Source organism: Shewanella sp. SNU WT4 (assembly GCF_006494715.1).
Taxonomy (GTDB): domain Bacteria; phylum Pseudomonadota; class Gammaproteobacteria; order Enterobacterales; family Shewanellaceae; genus Shewanella.
Genome location: NZ_CP041151.1, coordinates 888,666 through 913,339, shown reverse-complemented (window position 1 = coordinate 913,339; position 24,674 = coordinate 888,666). Strand labels below are relative to the sequence as shown.

The window sequence follows — 24,674 nt, the reverse complement described above, 5'->3', positions numbered from 1 at the left end:
ACTCGCACTAATAGTGATTACTTAGCTATCCAGTATTCTAGTGTTTCAAACAATTCACTCAAGACAATAGGTTTAGTGATATGAGCATTCATGCCTGCCGCCAAACTCTTATCTTTATCACCACTCATGGCATGAGCTGTCATGGCTATGATTGGCAGCTCTTGGCTTGAATAAATCTTACGTAATTCTTGGGTGGCCGTAAGACCATCCATCACCGGCATTTGAATATCCATAAGCACAGCATCGTACTTATTTGGGGTTATCATAGCTAACGCGATTTCACCATTATCCGCCACATCCACTAGGTAACCTGCGCTTTTTAACAGTTCACTCGCCACTTGCTGGTTAATTAAATTATCTTCCACTAACAAGACATGGGCGGCTTTGGCGGGCAGTGCTGGCGTTTTATTTGGCTTGGCATCGATAGCCTTAGTCGTTTGATGGGTATCAAACGCACTGATGATTTCATCATACAGGCTTGAGGCCTTTAACGGCTTATGCAGCACGGCATGGACGCGTTCATCATCAAGCAAAGCTGGGAAGTCTTCAGTGTTGTGCGCCGTCATTATGATAATCACAGGGCGAATCGATAAGCGGCCATCACTGACCATATCATCAATGGCACTCACGACTTGCAGGCCATCCATTTCAGGCATGACCCAGTCCAGTAGAATTAAATCCACCGGATGATGCTCAAGCTTATATAAGGCTTCGGCGCCACTGGCTGCCGTTGACACTTCAAAGTGCAATTCGCGCATTTCAGTGGCATACATCTGCAGGGCACTCGGATTATCATCCACCACTAAGGTGCGCAGCTTTTGCAGCGGTTTCAGCGGCGCTTTAATGGCAGGCTTTAATTCTTCAGCAATTTCAAAACTTAAAGTGAATGAGAAAATACTGCCGCTACCAGGCTCACTTTCAACCGACAGGGTGCCGCCCATCATAGACACTAAATGTTTACTGATAGATAACCCAAGGCCTGTGCCGCCGTATTTGCGCGTGGTGGAACCATCGGCTTGGGAGAAAGCATCAAACAGCTTAGCTTGCTGCTCTTGACTGATACCTATGCCGGTATCGCGCACCCAAAACATTAAGGAAATGCGACTATCTCTATCGCCGACATCTTCACAACCCAGCTCAATCTCGCCATAAGGCGTGAATTTAACGGCGTTAGATAATAAGTTAATCAGCACTTGGCCTAAGCGTAATGGGTCGCCTTTTAGCACTAAGCCCGAGGTCACAGGCGCGTACAGCAGTAATTCAACGCCCTTTTCTTGCGCCTTCCAGCCATTAAGGTCAAGCGCGTGATCTAACACTTTATCGAGCGGGAATGGCACGCGCTCAAGCTCCAACTTACCGGCCTCTATCTTAGAAAAGTCCAAGATATCGTTAATGATGCGCAGCAAGGATTGCGCCGAGAAACTCGCCTTATCTAAGTAATCTTCTTGCTGCAGCGTCAGTTCGGTGCGATTGGCTAATTCCAACATACCAATAATGGCATTCATGGGGGTGCGGATTTCATGGCTCATATTGGCCAAGAATTCACTCTTATACATGTTGGCAAGTTCAGCGTCTTGCTTAGCTTCTAACAAGGCAACTTCGTTAATCTTTTGACGGGTAATATCTTTATGAGTACCCACCATACGCTTAGGTTGTCTATCGGGTGTGAATTCCACCATACGGCCACGAGCCAATATCCAGTGATAATCACCATTTTTAGCGCGCATTCTAAATTCAATCTCAAAGGCGCCGACGGGATTAACTAAATACTGCTCGCGGTATTGCACGACTCGCAGGCGATCATCTCTATGGATTAAGCCATCAATAGTGCTGATTAACGCAGGGAATTCATTATTGCGATAGCCCAGCATCGAATAATAAGACGGGTTACAAATGATTTGCTCTGAGTCTAAATACCAATCCCACAAGCCATCTTCTACCGCGTCCATGGCTAAGTGATAACGCTCTTCTGACAAGCGTAACTGTTCGGCTGACTCGTATTCACGGGTGACATCACGCCATACGGCAATCAGGCCTAACAGTTCACCGCGCCGGTTATAAAACGGCAGCTTTAAGGTATCAAACAGCACAGGTTTGCCCGCAAGCACGGCTTTTTCTTGGTAACGCAGCGAAGTACGATCGCGTAATACCTGCATATCTTCTGTGCGAATACGCGCGCCATGTTCAGGTGATGACACTTCTTCTGGCGACATGCCCAGCATTTCACTTTCGCTAATGCCAAGCATACGTTCGGCGGCCTTATTGCAACCTAAGTACTGACCTTCTTTGTCTTTAAAGACAATCGCCTCTGGGATTGAATCGAGCAGTGAGCGCAGTAATGCATATTCGCGCTCTCGCCTTTCTGTGGTTTCTTTTAGGCGTTCAGTGCGCCGCGCCACCAAGTTATCTAGCCGTTTGTTTTGCTCAGATAGATGGGCGGTATATTGCAAGTTTTCCTCAAAAATCCGGCTCACCAACTGAAACCACGGCTCCCACCCTGGGCTAATTTCTTGGGGCGGTTTACGCGGTGAAATCGAGCAGCCCTCAAGATGTGACAACAACTTAGAGGCTGGGTTTACAAACGAGCGCCGTGTCTGCCAATGCACCACAGTGACCAATAAAGACAGAGCCATGACCACAATGAGGAAGGTATTTTCCAGTTTTTTCCACGATTCAGCGTAAAGCTCATCTTCATTTTGTAAATACAGCAGACGCCAAGGCACATTTTGCAGATTAATTGCCTGAACATAATAGCCATTTTTCACTTGGCCGCGGCCAGGACTTAACAAGTCTGCTTCGGGTAATGAGTGCAGCGCCGATGGAATACGCTGACTAATGTGATAAACGCGATTGTTATCGCTCACCTTAAAGTCGCTGTGAGACAAGATATTGTTTTGCTGATCGAGCAAGATAACTGTGCCCGGCATTTTAAAATAAGTGCGCATCTGTTTAATTAAGCTTGATAAGGTCATATCAAGATTAATGGCGCCAATGAACTCATCCCCCAAATAAATAGGAATGCCTAAGGTAGTGAGTAACCCTTTGCCCGCAGGGTCGGTATAAGCCTCAGACCAATAGACACTGCGCTGCGGATTCATCTCAGGGGTCGCGAGTAAAAACTGACTCTTCTTAAGGAGTCCCAACCGAAAGCCTTTCTCATTTTCAGGCCAAGGGTAATAGGACATTAACTCGCGATTAGATAAGTAATAAATCGCCGAGGCGTTAGGTACAGCTTCTTTGGCCACCGGGAATGATAAAGATAATTCAAACAGCATTTCTAATTCTTTATAGAAACCAGCATCCCTATCTTTTAAAGAGCCAGTGCCAGTAATTCGCCCCATATTAAGGAACGGCTTACCGTTGGCGGCATAATTGGGGGATAAGGTAAAAAAGCCTTCTTGCCTAGTAAACTTTTCGATGCTTGGCTCTTGATTGAAATGCGAGTCTTGGCTTAATTCGAGGCTATCTTCGGCGGCATCTTTAAGACTGGTGACGGCTCGAATACTCGATTCAAGCAACATGTCGATTTGGGTAACGTGGCGCTCAATTTGCTCTTGGCGCTGACTCACTAACGCCTCTTTTTCAACATCAAACGCCGACCAAGCCGCTAAACAAGATAATAAAATAACGCCCATATAAGTGTAAAATACGGCCCAGTTATAATTTTTTTGAATGGCCGATTTTAATTGATATTCTGGCTCGTTTGACTTCATTGTCTCGTTATCTCAGGCTCTTACGGTGGTTAATAATAATATCAGGAAGCGCCACCTAGACCAACGGCTATAAAATGGTTAATGGCCAGATAAAAATAACAATGCCGATAAAATCGGCATTGTGACTGACTAATCGCGGCTAACTTGAGCGTTAACCTTAGGGCTAAGTATTATCTGGTCAATTGTCTAGTGACTACAAATGCTCCTCAGCATATTCAGCCAAGCGTGAACGCACTACGCCATTAAGATAAATATTGGCACTACCATCAAAGTTCTTAAAACGCTCCACCATGTAAGTTAAGCCTGAGGTAACGGCGGTCAGATAGTTAGAATCAATTTGCGATAAATTACCGCAGCAAATTAATTTAGTACCCTCGCCCATGCGAGTGATCATGGTCTTGATTTGTGATGCGGTGAGGTTTTGGCATTCATCTAACAGCACAATAGAGTTTTGAATCGAGCGACCGCGCATAAAGTTAATCGACTTAAACTGTATGTTGGCCTTTTCCATGATGTAACTCATGCTGCCATTGGGGTTAACATCATTCTTATGCAGCACTTCTAAGGTGTCGGTAATGGCCGCAAGCCATGGCATCATCTTTTCTTCTTCCGTTCCCGGTAAGAAGCCAATAGATTCGGCCAATTCTGGGGTATTACGGGTCACTATCACCTTTTCGTACTTGTTACGCTCCACCACCATTTCAAGCGCTGCTGCCATGGCCAGCAAGGTTTTACCGCAGCCCGCGGGCCCCGTTAAAATCACTAAGTCAATATCAGGGTCGAGCAGCGCATTGAGCGCCATGCCTTGATAAATGTTTTTAGGCTTAATGCCCCAAGCTTCTTGGTTTAGTAAGCGATTACGCCCAAGGTCGCGCACGATTAAATTTTCAGGCCCTGGGGAGACAACCCGTCCACAAAAGTCTGAGTCTTCATCAATTAAATATTGGTTAGTGTATAAGCCTTCGGTGGCTAACGCCGAGGTTGGGATTGAGTGCTCAGTGTAACGCCCGTGTCTTTCGGTGCTCACCTTATCAAGGCGCTGCCAAAAGCCACCATCAAACTGATGAAAGCCTTTCGATAGAAAGCGAATGTCATCAATAAGCTGGTCTGTGCGATAGTCTTCAACCCGCTCCATGCCTGCGCCCTTAGCTTTGAGGCGCATGTTGATGTCTTTGGTAACTAATATGACTTGTCTAGGTTGGAACTGACGCTGTAGATGCAGCGCAGTATTGATAATGCGGTTATCGTTATTATCCCCAGGCAAGTCACCTATGGTGTAGGCAATTTTATGGTCGGGGAAAATCGCTAAGGTGCCAACAGCATCTTCATGGCCTTCACGTAAAGGTAATGGCACACCGCTAATGATGTCTTCTGGAGTGACAGAGCCACCAAGTATGCTCTCAAGCGCGCGAATGGCGACGCGAGCATCACGACTAACATCGCTCTTGCGATCTTTAATGTTGTCCAGTTCCTCAAGAACTGTCATGGGAACCATGACATCATGCTCTTGAAAGGAGTAGATGGCTAAAGGTTCATGTAACAATACGTTAGTATCCAGTACAAATAACTTTTTGCTGTCAGTATCCATGGAGCCTCCAATTTGCTGATTTAAGATGCCGTCCTGAATCTCACCTAGCTTGCCCTCCATTAAATGTCACCTCATCTTTAATACTACACCCAAGTTGATAAACCTCAATCGCTTTGTAAAGCCATTATTAATAGCTTGTCTGCTATCACAGCCTGTAAATGTGACTAAAGTATGACAAGGATGAAAAAGCTTATTCAGCCGTGCATTTGAGATTTCATCACTGGCGACTTATGCTGAAGCCAGCGGTTTTAAAGTCCCCCCGATTGGTGTAAGATTCGCGCCCTTTGTGACTAGCCCCAGATGAGAGTAAAAGATGCCGTTTGCCTTAGGTCAGCGCTGGATAAGTGATACTGAATCAGAACTTGGTTTAGGAACTGTGGTACAAGTTGAGCCCCGCATGGTGACTGTGATGTTCCCTGCCACCGCGGAAAACCGCATGTTTTCCCGTACCGAAGCGCCATTGACTAGGGTGATCTACAACCCGGGTGATACCATTGAAAGCCACGAAGGTTGGAGCCTTAGCGTTACTGAGTTAGAAGAGCGCGACAATCTGGTGTACTACACTGGCCCGCGCACCGATAACGGTGAAGTAACGACTCTCAGAGAAACTCTGCTTAACCACAACATTCGCTTTAATAAGCCACAAGACAGATTATTTGCCGGTCAAATCGACAGACTCGATCGTTTTGGCATGCGCTATAAAAGCCAATTACTGCGTCATCAGCTATCAAGCTCAGACATGCTCGGCCTGCAAGGCCCACGCGTTGGCTTAATCGCCCACCAAATGTGGATTGCCCATGAAGTGGGTCGCCGTCACGCGCCGCGCGTATTGTTAGCCGATGAAGTAGGTTTAGGTAAAACCATTGAAGCTGGCTTAATTATCCACCAGCAATTAATGACAGGTCGCGCTGAGCGTATTTTGGTATTAGTGCCAGATACCTTGCGTCATCAGTGGTTAGTAGAAATGCTGCGCCGCTTCAACTTACGTTTCTCTGTTTTTGATGAAGACAGATGCGTAGAAGCTTATGCTGATAATGACAACCCTTTCTATACCGAGCAGTTAGTCATTTGTTCATTAGAACTGCTGCGTAAAAAGCGTCGTCTTGACCAAGCCTTAGATGCCGACTGGGATCTGTTAGTGGTCGATGAAGCGCATCACTTAGAATGGTCTGAAGATGAGCCAAGCCGCGCTTATCGTATCGTTGAAGCCTTATCTGAAGTGGTCCCTGGCGTATTGCTGTTAACGGCAACCCCAGATCAGTTAGGTCACCAGAGTCATTTTGCGCGTTTGCGCCTGTTAGACCCAGATCGTTTCTACGACTACGACACCTTCTTACAAGAAGAAGAAAACTATAAAGATGTGGCCGATGCGGCGGCATCTTTAGTGGCGAGCGAGCCATTAAGTCCTCTGCAAATTACGGCCTTAACCACCATTTTGGCGGGATCGGATGTAAGCGCGCAGTTAGCTGCGGTTAACGCTGACAGTGATGCCAGCGTTGCTGCTCGCGATGCCTTGCTGCAAGAACTGCTTGACCGTCATGGTACTGGCCGCGTCTTGTATCGCAACAGCCGCGCCTCAGTCAAAGGCTTCCCGACTCGTATTTTCCATGCTTATCCGCAGCAAATGCCTGAGCAATATGCCACAGCCGCGCGCGTGAATGCCATGATGGGCGGCTACAAGAGCCAAGCCCAGAAAATCGCCCAAGTATTAAGCCCAGAGAAACTCTATCAAGCGTTTGATGATAACAATGCCTCGTGGTGGAAATTTGATCCTCGAGTAGATTGGTTAATCGATTTCTTAAAGAGTCATCGCAGCAAGAAAGTACTCATCATTGCTAGCCAAGCTGAAACTGCTTTAGCACTGGAAGAAGCGCTGCGTACCCGCGAAGGTATTTTAGCGACCGTATTCCATGAAGGCATGTCGATTATCGAGCGCGATAAAGCGGGCGCTTTCTTTGCCCAAGAAGATGGCGGCGCGCAGGCACTGATCTGTTCTGAAATTGGCTCTGAAGGACGTAACTTCCAGTTTGCGAGCCACTTAGTGTTATTCGACTTACCGTTGAATCCTGACTTACTGGAGCAACGTATCGGTCGTCTTGACCGTATCGGCCAGCAAAATGATGTTGAAATTCATCTGCCTTATTTGCAAGACACAGCTCAAGAGCAGTTAATGCGTTGGTATCAAGCGGGCTTAAATGCATTTGAGCTGACTTGCCCAAGCGGTCACTTACTCTATGGTGAATTTGGCGAAGCCTTATTAAATGCCTTAATCGCCTGCGATCAAGACAGCATAGATACCATCATAGAAGACACGCAGGAGCGTTATCAGAGCTTAAAGCATGCTATGGAGCAAGGCCGTGACAAGTTGCTTGAAATCAACTCTCATGGCGGCGACAAGGCCAATGCATTAATCAAGCGCTTAAGTCAGTTAGATAACAACACTAACTTAATTGCGTCAGTCATTCGTTTATGGGACATCATAGGCGTAGATCAGGAAGATAAAGGTGAAAACACCATTATCTTAAAGCCGACCGAACACATGATGTTCCCGACTTACCCAGGTCTGCCAGAAGATGGCATTACTGTGACTTTTGATCGTGAAACTGCGCTGTCGCGTGATGATATTGCGCTTATCACTCAAGAGCATCCGTTAGTGCAAACCGCCCTTGATTTAATTACTGGCTCAGATACTGGCTCCACCAGTGTCGCGGTATTAAAGAATAAGGCTTTACCCGCAGGCACCATCTTCCTTGAGCTGATTTATTTAGCTGAAGCAAGTGCGCCTAAGGCAAGCCAAGTGTATCGCTACTTACCGCCAACCCCGATTCGGGTATTACTGGATAAAAACGGTAACAACCTCAGCGCCAATGTTGATTACGATAGTTTTGATCGCCAATTAAGCGCTGTGAACCGTCATATCGGTGGCAAGCTAGTGAGTGCTTCGCAAACCTTACTGCACCCATTATTTGCTAAGGCTGAAGTGGTAGCACAGACGCAATTAGATGAGTTGTTAGTGAGTGCGCGCACCCAAATGACCGAGCAATTAGGTCACGAGTTAGCCCGCCTTAAAACCCTAAAAGCGGTAAATCCCAACATTCGTGATGAAGAGTTGCAGCATATCGAAGGGCAAATGACTGAATTGGCGCAATATCTCAATGATTGCCCACTTAAGCTTGATGCCATTCGTTTAGTGTTGGTCAGCCACGCTTAATCTATGACGCTAATGCACTCGATGCACTAAAACTAACAGCCCCGCATGCGGGGCTGTTGTGTTTGGGGGCTAAAATAATGAACTCATTCTCCATGACAACACAGATTGCCACCTTGCGCTTTCGCCTGCCCGAGCAAGGTTTCACAGTGCTGCAACCAAAAACGAGCACTATCAAAATTGACCCCAAACTCGACCACGGCAGCACTACAAGTGAGGGTAATGGCGTTACCTTCGATTTTAAACGGATGAGTCGCGAGCTTATGCAAGAAGCGCCGGCCAAAGACTATGGCTTGATCTTGCGGGGTATTAGGTAAAATCACCCCAAAGGTATTGCCATCATAGCGGCCAACGCTGTCGGTTTCTCGAATACTCATGCTCAACTTTTTAGCCACAGAGGCTAAAATCACATCGCCACAATCATAACCAAAATCACTATTAATCTTGGCAAAGTTATCAATATTAAACAAAAGGATGCAGGCACTTGTTTGATAGCGCTGACAGCGCTTAAATTCACTGTCTAAATTCTGCAGCCATTGGCGGCGACTCGCTATCCCAGTTAATTCATCGGCTTTTTGCAGCTGCGTAATAGTCTCTTGCGCTTTTAAGAGATTGCGCCGCGTTAACGCCGCATTAGTCACGTCATAAACTATGATGCTGATATGGCTGACCTTGCCAGTTAACGAGGTGAGTGGCAGCAAGCTCAGGTTCTGGTACATATAGCGGCTTTGGCCGGTAATCGGGTGATAGTTATTAAACTGAAACACATAAGGTCTTTGTTCGTGACTGATAAATGCCTGATTTTTTAAAGTAAAAACCGTTTCCATTTTTTGTTTTAACCAAGAGGCAGGTAAGTCTGGAAAACGCTTAAACAAGTTATCGCCTTTAATATCATTGGGCGCTATGCCGCTGTGGTTTTCCATAAAGCCATTCCACAACTGGATGTTATAGTCCCTATCTAGCACTACTAGCCCGACTTCTATGGTTTGCACCATATCAATTAACCAATGCAGCTCATTCATTGCATCCAAATCAGCCATAGTCGTCCCCTTAATCCAACAAATAACCGAGTTTATAGCTCAGGGTTGGAATTGAATCTTCAGTAAACAGTAGCAAGAGATCGCACTGCACTTGATGGTCTTCAATCTGATAATTAATTTCCATCGCAAGCGTGCGCTGCCACTGCGATGAGTTTTCACTAATAAGCTCATCAAAACTGCAGTGCCGCCCCAAAATAAGTGGGTGAGACTGACTAAAGTGCATGTCTAATTGCTCGGCGACGCCATTTAAAAAGGCGCCAATTAACACGTTGCCAGTATCCATCAAGACTTCGGTTTCCATGTCAGCTGATGCGGGGAAATTGAGTCCCATTAACTTGGCCATTTCGTTAAAACAGGCATCATGGAATAGCAGTAACGCTTCACCGCGAATACCAGCGCCGATAAATCCTTGGCACAGCGCCGAGATTTTTTCGTTTTCTTTGGCAGAAGTGAGCGCCATAGTAAGCTCACTCACCTCAAGCACATTAACGTTAGGGATTGGCATTAACACGAATACATCCAGTAGCTTAGCGAGAAGATCAGCAGCGCGCCCCATGGCGACGTTGGCGATTTCTTGGCAAGCATCGCGCAAGTCCACTTTGAGCATGGTGGAGTCAAGTTCGCTGACATGGTTAGTTTCAGCGATAACCCCATATTCCATTAAGATATTGCGGATACTATCCACATTGACTGGCTTTTGAATAAAATCTAAGGCGCCTAGCGCCTTTACCCGCTCATGGGCTTTAATTTGAATATCACCAGAAACCACGATAATTAAGGCGGGTAAATCTTGCCGCTGCACTTGCTCAAGCACTTCATAACCGTCCATCACAGGCATATTAAGGTCAAGAAACACCACCTCCCCCTTGCCGGCTAAAATGGCTATTAATCCTTCTTCCCCGTTGGTGGCATAGGTAATATCAACATCCCAATCGGCAGGTAATGTTCTCGCCATTTGTTTACGCGCCATGGCTGAATCATCACAAATAAGCACTTGTGTAGTCATGATCTCGATATGTCCTTATCAATGTCTTTATGATTATCCGCTGCTTAATCTTGTGTAGGACCTGCTTGCCTGCATCGCCCTATGGATAACTCTCGCCTCAAGTGTAGTTGCTGAAATGCCATTGTGATATTTGATGTGATTAAACAACAAGGAGTTAGCTGGACTGACCATGATTGAACGTGTTAATAATATTCACAATTGATTAGACCAAACCCCAGATGCTAGCAAGGATGCTCATAATGTCACTCGTCAGTCTTACCATTGAAAATCAGGTCGCTTTGGTATGCTTAAATCGCCCAGAGAAGCTCAATGCGCTCACCTTTGAGATGTTTTTAGACCTAGATAAAATAATCAAACAATTAGGAAAACGTCGCGATCTAGCCGCAGTCATTTTATATGGCGCTAATCATAACTTTAGCGCAGGCCTTGATATCGCAAGTGTGATGAAGCGCCCAAGCCAAGCCTTAAGATTACTGCTTAAATGGCGCCCAGGCGCAGCCAATTTAGCCCAGCGCGTCTCTATCGGTTGGCAGCGTTTACCTATACCTGTGATTGCTGTGTTAGAAGGCAATTGCCTTGGCGGCGGCATGCAGATTGCGTTAGGCGCGGATTTTAGAATTGCAGCGCCCGAGTGCCGCTTATCTATCATGGAAGCTAAATGGGGCTTGCTGCCCGATATGGCAGGCTTACATATGCTGCGCACCTTAATGCCCAAAGATAAGGCGTTAGAGCTCACCATGACGGCAAAAGTGCTCGATGCCACCAGTGCCCATAATCTTGGCTTAGTGACACAAGTAAGCGCTGATCCTATGGCCGCGGCGTTAGCATTGATTGCAGAGTTATCGGCGCGATCTCCTGATGCACTAGCAGCCATTAAGTTATCGATTCATCGCAACTGGCTAGCAGCCACCGCATCACTATTAGCGCGGGAAACCTGTTATCAAATTAAACTGCTACTCGGTAAAAATCAGCGCATTGCCACCCAAAGACAAACCAAGACGCCGCAGCAAGACTATCAAGCGCGGCAAAAATGGTAAGCATAAAAAAACCGAGCCTAGGCTTAATGCCGATCGTTTTAAGTAGTTGAACGATCTTTCAATGGCTTCATAATCAGCCGCAACCTAAGTTGCAGCTGATTTTTTTATGTCTGAATTTTCTAAAGAGCTACTCGTTACCGCTGAATTTTTCCAAGCGCAAGATATTGATGTATTCGCCAAACATGTTCCCATGGATTGGGTGGCTGAGGCTGTGCAACAAACTGGCAGGGCCTCGCTTCGAACCCGCCGTTTCCCTGCAGAGCAAGCTGTTTGGTTGGTTCTAGGCATTGGTTTGATGCGTAACCGCTCGATTCAGCAAGTCTGTGATACGCTCTCACTGGCATTTCCCGACTCCAAGGGGGAGCTCCCGCCACTGGCGACCAGTAGTATCATCAAAGCCAAAGAAAAGTTGGGTTCAGAGCCCATGCGTTATCTGTTCAAAACAACCGCTGCACAGTGGGAAACACAGTGCGAATTTGATGAGATAGCGGGATTGAAATTGCTCAGTGTTGATGGGACGTATTTTAAGACGCATAACACTGAAGAAAACCATCACTTTGGCTTTGCACAAAGCACGGCTTCTTTTCCCTCTGTGCTGGCGGTCACCTTAATGTCTACTCGTAGCCACTTACTTTCTGATGCGGCTTTCGGGCCTGTTACCCACAGTGAAATTCACTATGCACAGCAATTGGTTGGCTCAGCTCCCGAGAATTCGCTCACGTTGTTTGACCGTGGGTTTATGTCTGCCGAATTGCTCATCAGCGGGCAAGAAAGCGGTGCAAACACCCATTGGTTAACCCCGATAAAGTCTAAGACCCGCTATCAAATTATCGAGTCATTCTCAGAGTATGACCATCTGGTTGAGATGCCGGTATCACCCCAAGCTAAACAGCAAGCGCCTTATCTGGGGGAGAGCTGGCAAGCCCGCCTTATTCTTATTCCGTCACCCAAAGGTGATATCAAAGGGTTTATCACGTCCTGCCTATGCCCCAACATCTATCCAGTGAACGATTTACTCAAGGTGTATTGGCAGCGATGGGAGATAGAGAGGGGTTATAGTGAGCTAAAGCAATATCAACTGGAAAATAAACCAGTCCTGCGCAGTAAGAAGAAGGATGGGGTGTATCAAGAATTATGGGGGATCTTAACGACCTACAATATTGTTCGGCTAGAGATGGCCGCAATGGCAGTGCAGCATAAAGTTGAGCCACAGAGGATAAGTTTCATTAATGCCCTGTTTTTAATACAGGATGAGTTTGGTTGGAGTGACAGAGGGAGTCCGGGAGCGATCCCACAGCACTTAAAACGACTGAGGGAAAATGGCAAAAGGTTGATTTTACCCCCAAAGAGGAAGCGGCCCAGCTACCCGCGTGTGGTGCTAAAGAAAACAGTGAAATATCCAAGTAAAAATGCCACTCGCTCTTAAGCGAGTGGCATTAAGCCTAGGCTCGGTTTTTTTATGAACTGCTAACGAGAACAATCAACTAGCGCAAATGCAGCCGCTTAGTTCCAAGGGGCTTCAGCAGGCTCGTCATCCAGATCATCTTCGTCTATTTCGGCGTCATCACCTATGTAATAAGTGCCCCAACCGTCATATTCAACATTGTGCTTAGCGGCTAACTGCATCAGTTGCTCACACGCTTGATCCAGTAAATCAACACTCAACAAATGCTTAGCTATGGCATCAAAACAGAAAATGGTGCCACCTTCTTCCAATTCCATTTCTTCGGCATCATTTACTTCAAAACCCAGTTTGAAAGCATCAACAGCCGCTTTTTCTAATTTATCAAAATTAGTCGAGCAAAAATGATGCTCAATGGTATATAAAGCGTCAACTTCAGAACCGTCAGCCAGCAGCGCTTCGACGATTTCACGATTTTCTTCGAATTGCTCTTGCAACTCTTGCTGTATAGACATGGGTTTACTCCTACCGAATTATCTGCCGCCAATTATATACTCAATCAAGATGAGATCGGCTAACTCTTTAGCTGCTAAGCCAACAATTGCCAGCCTTAGCTCATGCGCTTGGCTTCATCACTCAGCTCAATAAATTTATCCGCCATGGCTTGATGCACATCAGCCACTAACGCTTTGACATCTGACTTGTCTAAATCTTTGGTCTCAACCGGCGCCAGCGCTTCAATAATCACAACCCCGTTATTCCAGCGATTCATTCTAATGTCGCTCTGGCACGAGGCCACAACAGGCACTATCGGCACGCCGGCGGCAATGGCAGTATGAAATGCGCCGCTTTTAAAGGGTAAAATACCGCGGCCACGCGAACGCGTACCTTCTGGGAAAATCCACACAGACAAACCTTTTTGTTTTATCTGTTCAACGGTTTGCGCCATGGTATCAAACGCCTTTTGGCGATTGTTTCTATCAATAAGAATATTGCCAGATAACCAGTAAATCTGACCAAACAGCGGCATCCACACTATGCTCTTTTTCCCTAAACTCACAGTGCCCGTTGGCACGACTGCGGTATGGGTAAACATATCAAAGTTATTTTGATGGTTAGCAACATAGATACAAGGCTGATCGGCAAGTGCTGGCGCTTGACGCACTATGACCTTAATACCGAGCACGGGCGCCGCAAAGGAAAACAGCTTAGCGAACATATGTACATTATCGCGATGACGCGGCTTAACTACGCAATAAAGCCCGCCAAAAATGAATGCCAGCAATAACATGACTGCCAGCATAATCGACCTGATGATTAACAGCACAACAAGCTCCACTAAAAATTGAGGCGCCAGTATAGCCATAGGGCTAATGGCGCTCAATCTTTTTTAGATACATGTGTACGCTATGTTACTGTTTTAGCCATACTCCACTGCTGCCACAGGCGAAATATCACAGTAAATTGCGCCAAACATAGCACTATGGCCGAGCCTGCGGGCAAATCAAATAAGGTTGAAAGCCACAGTCCTACCACATAGGCACTCACCCCGAGAGCAAAGGCCGTTAACCACCAATAGCGAGTGATGCGATTAACGGCAAGCGCTGGCAATATCAAGCTCGAAAACACTAGATATACACCGACGAGTTCCACCGACAAGGTAATCACTATGGCAAACATAAAGTAAAAATAGCTGCCGTAAAGTACGCTTGGCCGATAAGCCCATAAGAGTAACAGCAAGGCTGACACGAGTGCAGGCACAGCTAACTGTGACCAATTGACCCAAAGTATTTGCCCAGACAAGACTTGCTTAAGTAACTCGCCGCCATGGGGATCGTTAGCGAGCAGCAGCATAGCGCCCGCGGCCGATACCACATAAATACAACCTATAATGGCCTCAAGTTCATCACGGCAATGGCGCGCCAGCCAAGCAATCAGGCCAGCGCCCGCCAAGGCAAATAGCGCCGGCATCCACCAAGTCACTAGCGGGATGTCACTTAAGTAATGGCTGTGATGCGCCATGACAGTGCCAAGGGCCGCAACTTGCGCAATCGCCAAATCAATAAAGATAATGCCGCGCTTAAGCACTTGCCGCCCCAACACCACATGCGTCGCCAATACCAGCAAGCCGGCCGCTAAGGCCGGCAATAGAATCAATAGCAATGCGCCATCCATTAGCGTGCGCCCACTAATTGAGTGACTAAGCCTTGATACCAAGCAAATAAATCTTGGCTGTTAGCGTCGCCCCCCACCGACATAGGCAGCACTAATACTCGCAATTGACTGCGCTCAGACAGCCATGCCCCAGGGCGTTTATCTTGGTAGGATGCTTGCACTATGGCGCAAACATCCCCTTGCCCCGCCCTTGCCGTTAAGCTTGCCAAGTGATTACTCGATGGCTGCACCCCTGGCTTAGGCTCAAGATCGGCCACTTGCTCAATGCCAAACCAATCAAAGAGGTATCTAAAGCTTGAATGAAAACCTATGATTTTCATGCCGGCAAGCGTAGCGCCTTGCTGCTGCCACTGCGCCATTGCCTGCTGCCAGCGCTCAGTAAATGACTGCAAAGCCGCCTGATAGTGCGCTTGCTCGGCGGGATCCAATGCTTGCATACGTGCCGTTAACGCCGCCGCGACTTGCAGCATGCGCGGCGGTGATAAATGCACATGGGGATTACCAGCGCGGTGCACGTCCCCCATGCTGCGATCCACCTGAGTTAACTTATCTAAGGTGTCGACATGCTCGCTTGCAAAGAACAAGCCTGGTGCGCCATTACGTACCTTAGGATTAGCCGACTTTTGTTGCAGCATCGGCAGCCAGCCGACTTCAAGTTCAGCGCCAGCACAGATCACTAGATCGGCGCGGCGCATTTTGGCAATTAAACTTGGTCGAGCTTCCACTAGATGCGGGTCTTGCAAAGCGGTAGTTGCACTGTAAATATCAGCGTTAGGCGCAAGCTCCTTCGCCAGCGCCGCATATTCTGGTTCACAAGCAAATATGGCTAACTGCGCCTGAGCCAAACCGATACTGCTACCCCATAAACATAGGGCCAATAATTTAGAATTGATGCGCATTATGAGCTCCTAAAGACATAACGTATTGCAGCGTTACTATGTTGTCATCAAAGCCCAACTCATCATTATTCTGGTGGGTAAACTGCAAGCGTACTGTTGAGAAGTGACTGTGGTGCCAATTGATATTGGCATCCCATTCTTGATAGCCAACTTGGTGAAAATGTTCGTCATGCTCCTCTTGCACATTCAAGCGACTATAACGCACGCCTGTCGACCACTGCGGGCTGAACTGATAATTACCGCTGGCATACCAACCAGAGTAATGAGAAACAGCGCCCACTTCTTGATGCTCACTAATGCCATCAAGATAAAAGTATTCTGCCGCTAACGTCAGTTGCTGATACTTGTTATTGCCAGCTGGCGCCCACTTATACACGCCATCGATAATATAGGTATTTTCTGCGGTGAATTTTGCTTGATGATCATGACCGTCATCATGGCCTTCTTCCGCCATAGCATGCTCTTCATGATGCTCGCCAGCGCGGCCATTTTGGTTACGCAGATAACTCATACCAAGCTGCCATGAGGACTCAAGCCCTAAATCGCCGCCAATTTTGGTAAACGCGGTATAAACCCCGACCGTAGAGAAATCTCTATCGCCATCAGGGTCTTCTGCGCGCAGCTTATCACCGCTAAATGCCTCACTACCTACCACCCAATACCAATCAGTCGGCATCACATAAGACACTCGTAAACCATCATCAAAATAGTGATCGCCTAAAAAAGCGCGATAAGGCAAAGGCCGCACACTAAAATCATCGGTATGCAAATGTTGGCTATTTAAATAACCAATGTCAGATAAGAAGCGACCGGCGCGCACCGAAATGCCTGCAGGTAAGGCTAAGGTCTGAATGAAGGCTTCTTCTAGCTCTAATTCAGTTTCACCGTCATGATAGGCCAGCACTGTCGTGACCTTGCCATAAAAGGCATCATCAATATTGCCGCCTAACGACACTTCCGTTTCACCCAAACCAAAGCCTTCGCCCGAGTTAGATAAGGTTTGCTCGCCACTTTGATAATAACCATTCACCACAGCGCTTAATTGCAGCGCTGCATCATCACTCGTAGCCGCTAAAGCTTGCGCGCTAACTAGCATTATCCCCATAGACGCTAAATTGATAGACGCTAAATTAATAACCGCTGAATCAAAAGAGCGTTTACGCCCTGAAAATAAGAAATTCATATCATTACCCAAAAAATTTGTATGCAAAAGTGGGCACTACAAGACGAGCTTGTATGCCAAGACTAAACAATGAAATTAGTTGAGTGACGGAGGCGCGCGGCTTTGGAAATGACTGGTGTGCTGACGCCACAGGCTAGGAGTCGCTGTGACTGTATGCGGGCACACTTGTGGACTAACGGCAGGAGGTACAAAGCTCTGAGGTAAACAAGCCTGCATCTGATGGTGATGGGCACACAAACTACAATGCGTGAAACCCACTTCATCATAATGACTCAGAGCATGGGCTGGCGCCGACACAAACAGCATCAACCAGGATGCTAATAGCAGCCCAATGAATGTTCTTTGTTTGATCGATAACTTATGTACTAGGTTAGCGGCGGCCACATTGTTACCAGAGGTTACAAATGTAATGTGCTCGGATTCTAAAAGAAATTAATGGTTAATAGCAAGTTTGATTGAAATTAAGACATCATTAATGCCATCAGGCTATGATTCGGCTAACGTGGCTATGAGTGGAGCAAAAAAAATGATTAACTTTCTGAAAGATAACTGGGGGATTTTAACCTTTATCAGCCTATTTATCTTAGGGATCTTAGGCGGAATTTATTGGGTTGAAGCCTCCCTTGCAGGTCAAGAACAAGTCATTCAATAATGATCACGACTTAGCAATATGATTATCGCTAAGTCGCCAGACTTTTGGCGCTAGACTTTTTTGGCAGCGCCAATGCCTCATTTGTTAGCGCCTTACTTGTTAGCACCACTATCAACCGCACCGCTTGCAAACTTATGATTAACCTCAATGGCTTCTGGCTCCGGCGGTTTTTCACGAATTTGCAATTGATCCAGTAAATGCGACACCATCAAAGTAATAGCGCAAAAAATAGCTATCACAATTGCCATCCCTTGCATCTCAGGCTTGAGATAGGCCAACAGTGCCATTCCCGCCGTACCGTAAAAGCCAAGCAGTTTAGCGCGCTGCAACCAGGCACTTTTACCGAGCCAAGCCTCACATTTAGGACACTGAAACTCGACCGCAAAACCTTTGCCGCGAGTATTAGCTATCGCGGTCATTCTAAATCCCTGATGACAATGGGGGCACAGCATAGGAAAACCCTAAAAAAATTCAATGCGCTAGTGTAACAGATGCTCAATAGTGACGAAATGAATGGCGCCGCCCTTAGCCATGGCAGTTATTGGCCATGACCGCAAAAAGCCGTGGTTTAGCGTACAAAAAACACTCAGAATATCGGCCAAGATCAGCTGTTTGTCATTCGCCATAGCGCAAGGATTGCACCCGCCCCCCTTTAGCGAATACCATTAGCGCCTATTTTAATTTTGGAAGAAATCCTATGCAAACAGCAGCATTCAGAGGAATGTCGCTTATTCTGTTGTTGATCCTTTCTTGTAGCCGCGTAATCGCTGCAGAACCAATCACTCCAGATGCCAATGCCTCAGCGTTTACGCAGATTGATACGTTACAGCAACGAGTTGATCAAGATATCATCGCCCTGAAGTCAGCCAAAGGTGAACTGAGACAACTCACTGAGTTCTCAATCTTAAACAATATCAATGCTATTCGCGCCGATATTGGCAGCTTAATGAACCAGCCTGATCTTGATAAGGTGAAAGCATTAGCGTTAATTAACGAGCAACTGGCATTTTTAGATAAGGCCAATACTTATCTAAACAAAGACATTAGTGATTTAAAGCAAAAGCTTGATACCACTAATGACCAGACAGTATTGCTGCAAATGGCCAATCGCCAAAATGAGCGTGACTTGTTTTTCCAAGCTCAACTGCAAACTCTGCGTTGGGCGCAAAAGTTAGGTGAGAACGTTGATGTCCAGCAAACTAAGTTAAGCGATGACTTAATGAGCCGCGGCCATGAACTGGCCTCCCTCATTCAATATATTCAGCTCCAACTTAAATCGGTCAATGCTGATGTGAGCAGCGCAGGTAAAGATGCGAGCAGCACTTTATTAAGCCGCCAAGCCACCTTAAAAGAGTGGTTAAGTAAAAGCACTGCAAGCCTTAACGTCACCATCAGCTTGCTGGATGATTTAGGCCAAAATACCGCTGATTTGAAGAAAATCTTGTTCAGTGTGTCTGGCGACCTAACTCAAGGGCTTATTAATGCCGATGTGGCTAAAGGCCTGATGGAGCAATGGTTTGGGGTAGGTTATTCTCAGCTTGTCGACAACGGTCCAACCTTAGTTTTCAAGCTAGTGCTGTTTAGCGTCATCTTAATGCTAGCTATGTTATTAGGCCGCGTGGCTGAAACCATAGTTAAGCGTGCAGTAGGTAACTCTCGCTTAAAGTTCAGTAAGTTACTGCAAGACTTCTTTATCAAGTTATCGGGTAAAATCGTCTTTACTATCGGCTTGCTAGTCGCTTTATCTCAGTTGGGTATTGAGCTTGGCCCATTATTAGCCGGTTTTGGTATCGCCGGTGTGATCATTGGTTTTGCCCTGCAAGACACCTTATCTAACTTTGCATCAGGCATGATGATCTTAATCTATCGTCCATTTGATGTGGGCGATTTGATTAATGCCGCAGGCGTGACAGGTAAAGTGAGCCACATGACGCTGGTATCGACTACCGTTATGACCTTTGATAATCAGCGCTTAATTATTCCAAATAACAAAATTTGGGGTGATACCATTAACAACGTGACTGCCGAACGCGAGCGCCGCGTTGATTTAGTGTTTGGCATTAGCTACAGCGATAATATTCCTCATGCTGAAAAAGTATTGATGGAAATCATCACTTCGCACCCTAAAGTGCTGACTATGCCTGAGCCATTAGTGAAGTTACACACCTTAAATAATTCCAGCTTAGATTTTGTGGTACGTCCTTGGACTCGCCCAGAAGATTATTGGGATGTGTATTGGGATGTGACTCGCAGCGTGAAAATGCGCTTTGATGAGGAAGGTATTTCAATTCCATTCCCGCAGCGCGATGTTCATATTTATCACGAGAATCCACCAGCATAACGGCGGACTATTGGATAACAGCAAGGCGCCGATTGGCGCCTTTTTTAACTTAATGGGTTATCACTAAGCGTTAAATGACCGATTAGGACAAGCCCTGAATATCACCATTGGCATCAATATCTATCTGCAAATAGGCAGGGCATAAACCTAAGCCTGGCATAGTCATCACATTGCCAGTGATCACAGTAATAAAGCCCGCGCCCGCATTTAAACGCAGTTCAGCCACCGGCACCATAAAGCCCGACGGCACGCCTTTTTGCTGCGGATCATGGCTAATCGACATCGGCGTTTTTGCCACACATAAAGGCAAATGCCCATAATCTGTGGCTAAACTTTGCAATTGACTCGCGGCCAAGTCACTTAACTCTATGCCCGCGGCGCCATAGGCCAGCTGCATATGTTGGGTAAGCTTAACGTCCAGCGGCAAGTTAACATCGTACAAATGAGTAAACTCACTTGGCTGCTGACAAGCGCTAATCACGCTGCGCGCCAAATCAAGGGCGCCACTGGCGCCATTGGCAAAGGCTTCACTAATCTCACAAGCAAACGCCTGCGTCTTAGTCACTTGTTGCTGCAACCAGTGCAACTCTTCATCGGTATCAGTAGGGAAGCGGTTAATCGCCACCACAACCGGCACGCCATACTTACTGACATTATTAATATGCCAGCATAAATGCTCAAAGCCTGCCTGCAGCGCATCCTGGTTAGGTGCATTAATATCGCTAACAGTAACACCACTATTGGCTTTTAAGGCGCGCAGGGTTGCCACTAATACCACAGCCGCAGGCGGAATATTTGACGTGCGCACCTTGATATTGGCGTATTTTTCAAAGCCCATATCCGAGCCAAAACCGCCTTCAGTCACCACAAAATCGGCCAAGCGCAGCGCCATATCATCAGCAATCACAGAGGAATTGCCGTGAGCTATGTTAGCAAAAGGGCCGGCGTGAATTAAACAAGGCGCGCCCGATAAGGTTTGCATTAAGGTTGGCGCAATGGCGTCTCGCATAATCACTGTCATGGCGCCTGCGACACCTAAATCATCAGCGCTAATCCAGTTGCCATCGGTTGATTTAGCTAAGATTATTCGGCCAATCCGCGCGCGCATATCGGCTAAATCAAGGCTTAAAGCTAAAATCGCCATTAACTCAGAGGCAGCACTAATATCAAAACCTGAAGCATGCACTGGGCCATTATTGCGACCAATACCCACTTCAATTTGGCGCAAACTGCGATCGTTTTGATCAACTACGCGGCGCCATAAAATTTGCTCGGGGTCGATATTAAGCGCACTTAATCCCGACTGCAGTTCAAAGGCTGCAGCGCCTAATTGAGTTTCATAAAAGAGACGCGCATCTAACGCCGCAGCCGCTAAATTATGGGCGCTAGTTAACGCATGAATATCACCAGTTAGGTGAAGATTAAGCTCTTCCATAGGGACTACTTGAGCATAACCACCACCCGCGGCGCCGCCTTTAACGCCAAACACTGGCCCCATACTCGGCTGGCGAATGCAAGCGCACACAGACTCACCCAAAGCGTGTAAGCCTTGAGTTAAGCCTATGGTGGTTACAGTTTTACCTTCACCATAAGGCGTTGGGGTCACTGCGGTAACTAATATGGTACGGCCAAGTGGCGCTTGCGCTAAGCGTTTGAATACGCTTGGCAAAACTTTGGCTTTATGGACGCCATAAGTCACTAATTCATCGGGCTGGATACCAAGCCTTGCTGCTAAGTCACTGATGGCCACTAATGGGGAATTTCTTGAGATTTCGATATCAGATAGCATGTATTTTTTATTCTCTGGGATCTGCTAGGGCGTTGCGATCATAGAGGAATTTGGGGCTAGCTCAAAGAAACAGATGGATTTAGTCGTAACAAGCGTGCTGCGGCGCACACACGCTTATCAAGGTACAGGTGAACTATGAGGCTTACAGGTAAGTCAATTGCCCAGTTAAATGCGGCCTGCGACCTTTAATATCTCGCATTTCAAATTGATAACCAGCATCAATCGGCTCAAGCGCAAAAGTAACATCCGCAGGCATAAATAATGGCAATTTAAAGGCCACGTCTATTTCAAAGGCAGGCATAGTCGCATGGGGCATCATTTGCGCTATGCAGCGCGCTTTCGACCACATGCCATGAACTAATACCCTATCAAAGCCAAAGCGTTTCGATAAAATTGGGTGCAAGTGAATGAGGTTATAGTCGCCAGAGGCCATAGCATAGCGGCGACCTAAGTCGTCATCTAAGTGCCATTGCAGCGGTTGTTCCCAATTTATAGCAGCGCCTTTAGGCGGGCGCACACGAGACGAGCGGCTTTGCGGGCAGCGATATAAATAGGTAGATACCGATTGCCACACCACTTCATCCTTAACCGTTACTTGGCCGGTTAAATCAAACTCAAGCCCAAGTTCAGTGATGCGGCTATCGCTCATGTGGCAGCCAATATCGACGCGCTCATCAATGCTGACATTACGCAGATGGCGGATATTATTCTTAAGGTGGATCATGCCAAGCAGCGGGAAAGTAATGCTTTTATGAGTGAACAACTCAGCTTGCAGGCGAAACACTAACACATGCAAAAATGTGGCAGGTAGAGTCTCACCATCAAACTGATATTCACAGACCTTGGCATAGCGCTCAACGGCGTCAGCTTTTATGGCAATATCACAACAGTTAACCTCAATTGACTCCAATAACTCGCCATTCCAGCCAGGCTTACGCCCAAACATTATCTTGCGATAGAGAGAGAACAACGATGGCATTTCATTAAGGTGAACTATATGTTGCATATCCGCAGGTGTCTGTCTAAAAATCAGCTAAGAATTATAAGCCAGTCGCGCCAAAAAAACAGCTTGATTAACATTTACTCAGCTAGAGTGCGGTTTTAACCCAGTTACGCCGATATTTATCTGACGCCCTTAGCCGTCTGTGGCAAAATTTGCCGATAGTTCTTCAAGGCGGATCATACGTGCAAGACAAAAACTTCGATAAACTCGCAACTAAATTTGCGAAAAATATCTATGGAACTCCAAAGGGAGAAATTCGTGCTGCCGTTTTATGGCGCGATTTGCAAGCGGCGATAGAGAAGTATTGCCAAGATAAAAAAGTGAATAAATTAAGAGTCTTAGATGCAGGTGGCGGCTTTGGTTTTATCAGCCAAAAATTAGCAGCCCAAGGCCATGAAATTGTTCTGTGTGATATTTCTGAGCAGATGTTAGCCCAAGCGCAAGAGCAAATTGCTGCCAGTGAAGAGCCGCTCGATATCCGCCTAATTCACTGCGCCATTCAAGAGTTACCTCAGCATGTGGAAGGTAAATTTGATTTAATCTTATGTCACGCGGTCGCTGAATGGCTGCATGATGCTAAAAATACCTTAGCGCTATTATTAGATTTTCTGAGCAAGGATGGCTTATTCTCATTGATGTTTTTCAATAAAGAAGCCATGCGTTTTCACGCCTTAGTCTCGGGCAATTTTGATTATGTCAGTGCCGATTTCAAGATTAAGAAAAAGGTACGCTTAACGCCAACGCATCCTCTCTATATACAAGAGGTGAGAACTTGGTTTACTGAATGGCAACTTGAGCTTATTTGTCAGTCGGGCGTACGCGTCATTAATGATTATCTTAAAAAATCCATGCCTGACAATTTTGATTTTCAGCAGTTATTAGCGATGGAATTAGCTTACTGCCAACAAGAACCCTATTTATCCCTTGGCCGTTATGTGCATTTTATCGGCCAAGAGAAAAAATAGCGGCTAGTGATGACATATCCCATTAATCAAATAGCTCAATATCGCCATTTTTAGGCTTTTTAGAAATGCTATCGAGGTAACGCTCCTCTTGAGTATCAAGCATTTCAATGGCTTCGCTGGCTAGCCGTTTAACCATGGCTTTACCGCTAGTGGGATTAAACAAGACCTTGCGCGGCCAAATGCCGCCAACATCTTGCGCTAAGATGGGAATATTCTCTGTATCTAAGTAGCTATATACAAAAGATATATTTAATTGACCTATATTGGTCTTGATTTGATTACCAATACTGGCGCCACCAAATATTTTAGCTTTTAAATTAAAACGACTGCCACCGCGGCTTAAAATACCATTGATTAATTGCTCCATGGCCCAGTTACCATAACGGCAACAATAACTATCGGCCGCAATTTGGCGTTCATACTTACCAGCTTCTGGTAACAGAAAATGATTTAAGCCACCTATGCCTAATTTATCGTCATAAATACACGCAGAAATACAAGAACCTAGTCGGGTATAAATCAACTCATCATTGCCCGTTAAGTAATATTCACCAGGATTTACCCGCGCGACGAATTTATCGAATTTTTGATCCCAATTACGGCTAATGTGTTCAAATCTAGCGTAGCTAGTTGGCGAGTTAGGTTGCAAAATTAAGCCTCCATGCTTATTCCT

19 protein-coding genes are annotated in these 24,674 nt (G+C 46.3%); 6 read left to right on the top strand and 13 right to left on the bottom strand.

The genetic code is table 11. The features are described from left to right. Nucleotides 1-17: 17 nt before the first annotated feature. Both FJQ87_RS04100 and FJQ87_RS04095 read right to left on the bottom strand, forming a co-directional pair. Nucleotides 18-3,713 (bottom strand): response regulator, encoded by a 3,696-nt coding sequence (locus FJQ87_RS04100; protein WP_140930787.1) that lies wholly within the window; start codon nt 3,711-3,713, stop codon nt 18-20. A 193-nt stretch (nt 3,714-3,906) separates the two neighbouring features. Next, the gene (locus tag FJQ87_RS04095) at nt 3,907-5,301 is read right to left on the bottom strand and encodes a PhoH family protein (RefSeq protein WP_140930785.1); all 1,395 of its coding nucleotides are present in this window, start codon (nt 5,299-5,301) and stop codon (nt 3,907-3,909) included. Between the two features lie 313 nt (nt 5,302-5,614). Here FJQ87_RS04095 and rapA point away from each other — a divergent pair, with 313 nt between their 5' ends. Then, nucleotides 5,615-8,512, top strand: a complete 2,898-nt coding sequence (rapA, locus tag FJQ87_RS04090) for an RNA polymerase-associated protein RapA (protein ID WP_140930783.1) — start codon at nt 5,615-5,617, stop codon at nt 8,510-8,512. A gap of 83 nt (nt 8,513-8,595) precedes the next feature. On the opposite strand, the gene FJQ87_RS04085 is transcribed toward rapA, so the two are convergent. Together FJQ87_RS04085 and FJQ87_RS04080 are read right to left on the bottom strand one after the other, a co-directional pair. Continuing rightward, entirely contained in the window at nt 8,596-9,549 is a 954-nt protein-coding gene (locus FJQ87_RS04085; RefSeq protein WP_140930781.1) for a diguanylate cyclase, read from the bottom strand. Between the two features lie 10 nt (nt 9,550-9,559). Continuing rightward, nucleotides 9,560-10,555, bottom strand: a complete 996-nt coding sequence (locus FJQ87_RS04080) for a response regulator (protein ID WP_140930779.1) — start codon at nt 10,553-10,555, stop codon at nt 9,560-9,562. A 239-nt stretch (nt 10,556-10,794) separates the two neighbouring features. On the opposite strand from FJQ87_RS04080, the gene FJQ87_RS04075 reads away from it, so the two are divergent. Continuing rightward, nucleotides 10,795-11,592, top strand: coding sequence for a crotonase/enoyl-CoA hydratase family protein (locus tag FJQ87_RS04075; protein ID WP_140930777.1), 798 nt, complete (start codon nt 10,795-10,797; stop codon nt 11,590-11,592). A gap of 106 nt (nt 11,593-11,698) precedes the next feature. Next, a complete protein-coding gene (locus FJQ87_RS04070; protein ID WP_140930775.1) occupies nt 11,699-13,018 on the top strand; it encodes an IS4 family transposase in 1,320 nt (439 codons plus the stop codon). A gap of 77 nt (nt 13,019-13,095) precedes the next feature. On the opposite strand, the gene rraB is transcribed toward FJQ87_RS04070, so the two are convergent. From rraB to FJQ87_RS04045, 5 genes are all read right to left on the bottom strand, one after another. Then, complete coding sequence (rraB, locus tag FJQ87_RS04065) at nt 13,096-13,509, bottom strand: ribonuclease E inhibitor RraB (RefSeq protein ID WP_140930773.1); 414 nt, start codon at nt 13,507-13,509, stop codon at nt 13,096-13,098. Between the two features lie 95 nt (nt 13,510-13,604). Next, nucleotides 13,605-14,321: a 1-acylglycerol-3-phosphate O-acyltransferase gene (locus tag FJQ87_RS04060; RefSeq protein WP_140930771.1), complete on the bottom strand. Its 717-nt coding sequence runs from the start codon at nt 14,319-14,321 to the stop codon at nt 13,605-13,607. An 80-nt stretch (nt 14,322-14,401) separates the two neighbouring features. Next, entirely contained in the window at nt 14,402-15,169 is a 768-nt protein-coding gene (locus FJQ87_RS04055; protein WP_140930769.1) for a metal ABC transporter permease, read from the bottom strand. Beyond that, nucleotides 15,169-16,068 carry a zinc ABC transporter substrate-binding protein gene (locus FJQ87_RS04050; RefSeq protein WP_140930767.1) on the bottom strand — a complete coding sequence of 300 codons (900 nt, stop codon included), beginning with the start codon at nt 16,066-16,068 and terminating at the stop codon, nt 15,169-15,171. The genes FJQ87_RS04055 and FJQ87_RS04050 overlap by 1 nt, the downstream gene beginning before the upstream one ends. Further along, on the bottom strand, nt 16,052-17,251 hold the full coding sequence (locus FJQ87_RS04045) for a hypothetical protein (RefSeq protein WP_346763953.1): 1,200 nt from the start codon (nt 17,249-17,251) through the stop codon (nt 16,052-16,054). The genes FJQ87_RS04050 and FJQ87_RS04045 overlap by 17 nt, the downstream gene beginning before the upstream one ends. A gap of 526 nt (nt 17,252-17,777) precedes the next feature. Between FJQ87_RS04045 and FJQ87_RS18915 the strand changes: the two genes are divergently transcribed. After that, nucleotides 17,778-17,903 (top strand): hypothetical protein, encoded by a 126-nt coding sequence (locus tag FJQ87_RS18915; RefSeq protein ID WP_276613155.1) that lies wholly within the window; start codon nt 17,778-17,780, stop codon nt 17,901-17,903. 92 nt (nt 17,904-17,995) lie between these two features. Here FJQ87_RS18915 and FJQ87_RS04040 read toward each other — a convergent pair whose 3' ends face one another. Further along, entirely contained in the window at nt 17,996-18,322 is a 327-nt protein-coding gene (locus FJQ87_RS04040; RefSeq protein ID WP_140930765.1) for a hypothetical protein, read from the bottom strand. A 278-nt stretch (nt 18,323-18,600) separates the two neighbouring features. Between FJQ87_RS04040 and FJQ87_RS04035 the strand changes: the two genes are divergently transcribed. Continuing rightward, a complete protein-coding gene (locus FJQ87_RS04035; RefSeq protein ID WP_206194364.1) occupies nt 18,601-20,244 on the top strand; it encodes a mechanosensitive ion channel family protein in 1,644 nt (547 codons plus the stop codon). A gap of 82 nt (nt 20,245-20,326) precedes the next feature. Here the strand turns inward: FJQ87_RS04035 and FJQ87_RS04030 are convergent, their stop codons facing one another. Both FJQ87_RS04030 and FJQ87_RS04025 read right to left on the bottom strand, forming a co-directional pair. Then, the gene (locus FJQ87_RS04030; RefSeq protein WP_140930763.1) at nt 20,327-22,033 is read right to left on the bottom strand and encodes a formate--tetrahydrofolate ligase; all 1,707 of its coding nucleotides are present in this window, start codon (nt 22,031-22,033) and stop codon (nt 20,327-20,329) included. A gap of 142 nt (nt 22,034-22,175) precedes the next feature. Next, nucleotides 22,176-23,039: a MaoC/PaaZ C-terminal domain-containing protein gene (locus tag FJQ87_RS04025; protein WP_240778826.1), complete on the bottom strand. Its 864-nt coding sequence runs from the start codon at nt 23,037-23,039 to the stop codon at nt 22,176-22,178. A gap of 179 nt (nt 23,040-23,218) precedes the next feature. Between FJQ87_RS04025 and FJQ87_RS04020 the strand changes: the two genes are divergently transcribed. Beyond that, on the top strand, nt 23,219-24,001 hold the full coding sequence (locus FJQ87_RS04020) for a methyltransferase domain-containing protein (protein ID WP_140930761.1): 783 nt from the start codon (nt 23,219-23,221) through the stop codon (nt 23,999-24,001). 22 nt (nt 24,002-24,023) lie between these two features. Here FJQ87_RS04020 and cheD read toward each other — a convergent pair whose 3' ends face one another. Next, nucleotides 24,024-24,650 carry a chemoreceptor glutamine deamidase CheD gene (gene cheD, locus FJQ87_RS04015; RefSeq protein ID WP_240778824.1) on the bottom strand — a complete coding sequence of 209 codons (627 nt, stop codon included), beginning with the start codon at nt 24,648-24,650 and terminating at the stop codon, nt 24,024-24,026. Nucleotides 24,651-24,674: the final 24 nt, after the last annotated feature.

Bases quoted from the DNA above. Each gene is read 5' to 3' on its own strand.
- FJQ87_RS04035 (WP_206194364.1), top strand. From the start codon at position 18,601: ATGCAAACAGCAGCATTCAGAGGAATGTCGCTTATTCTGTTGTTGATC.
- FJQ87_RS04030 (WP_140930763.1), bottom strand. From the start codon at position 22,033: ATGCTATCTGATATCGAAATCTCAAGAAATTCCCCATTAGTGGCCATC.
- rapA (WP_140930783.1), top strand. From the start codon at position 5,615: ATGCCGTTTGCCTTAGGTCAGCGCTGGATAAGTGATACTGAATCAGAA.
- FJQ87_RS04025 (WP_240778826.1), bottom strand. From the start codon at position 23,039: ATGCAACATATAGTTCACCTTAATGAAATGCCATCGTTGTTCTCTCTC.
- FJQ87_RS04100 (WP_140930787.1), bottom strand. From the start codon at position 3,713: ATGAAGTCAAACGAGCCAGAATATCAATTAAAATCGGCCATTCAAAAA.
- FJQ87_RS04050 (WP_140930767.1), bottom strand. From the start codon at position 16,068: ATGCGCATCAATTCTAAATTATTGGCCCTATGTTTATGGGGTAGCAGT.
- FJQ87_RS04080 (WP_140930779.1), bottom strand. From the start codon at position 10,555: ATGACTACACAAGTGCTTATTTGTGATGATTCAGCCATGGCGCGTAAA.
- FJQ87_RS04055 (WP_140930769.1), bottom strand. From the start codon at position 15,169: ATGGATGGCGCATTGCTATTGATTCTATTGCCGGCCTTAGCGGCCGGC.
- FJQ87_RS18915 (WP_276613155.1), top strand. From the start codon at position 17,778: ATGATTAACTTTCTGAAAGATAACTGGGGGATTTTAACCTTTATCAGC.
- FJQ87_RS04095 (WP_140930785.1), bottom strand. From the start codon at position 5,301: ATGGATACTGACAGCAAAAAGTTATTTGTACTGGATACTAACGTATTG.
- FJQ87_RS04075 (WP_140930777.1), top strand. From the start codon at position 10,795: ATGTCACTCGTCAGTCTTACCATTGAAAATCAGGTCGCTTTGGTATGC.
- FJQ87_RS04040 (WP_140930765.1), bottom strand. From the start codon at position 18,322: ATGACCGCGATAGCTAATACTCGCGGCAAAGGTTTTGCGGTCGAGTTT.
- rraB (WP_140930773.1), bottom strand. From the start codon at position 13,509: ATGTCTATACAGCAAGAGTTGCAAGAGCAATTCGAAGAAAATCGTGAA.
- FJQ87_RS04085 (WP_140930781.1), bottom strand. From the start codon at position 9,549: ATGGCTGATTTGGATGCAATGAATGAGCTGCATTGGTTAATTGATATG.
- FJQ87_RS04070 (WP_140930775.1), top strand. From the start codon at position 11,699: ATGTCTGAATTTTCTAAAGAGCTACTCGTTACCGCTGAATTTTTCCAA.
- FJQ87_RS04045 (WP_346763953.1), bottom strand. From the start codon at position 17,251: ATGAATTTCTTATTTTCAGGGCGTAAACGCTCTTTTGATTCAGCGGTT.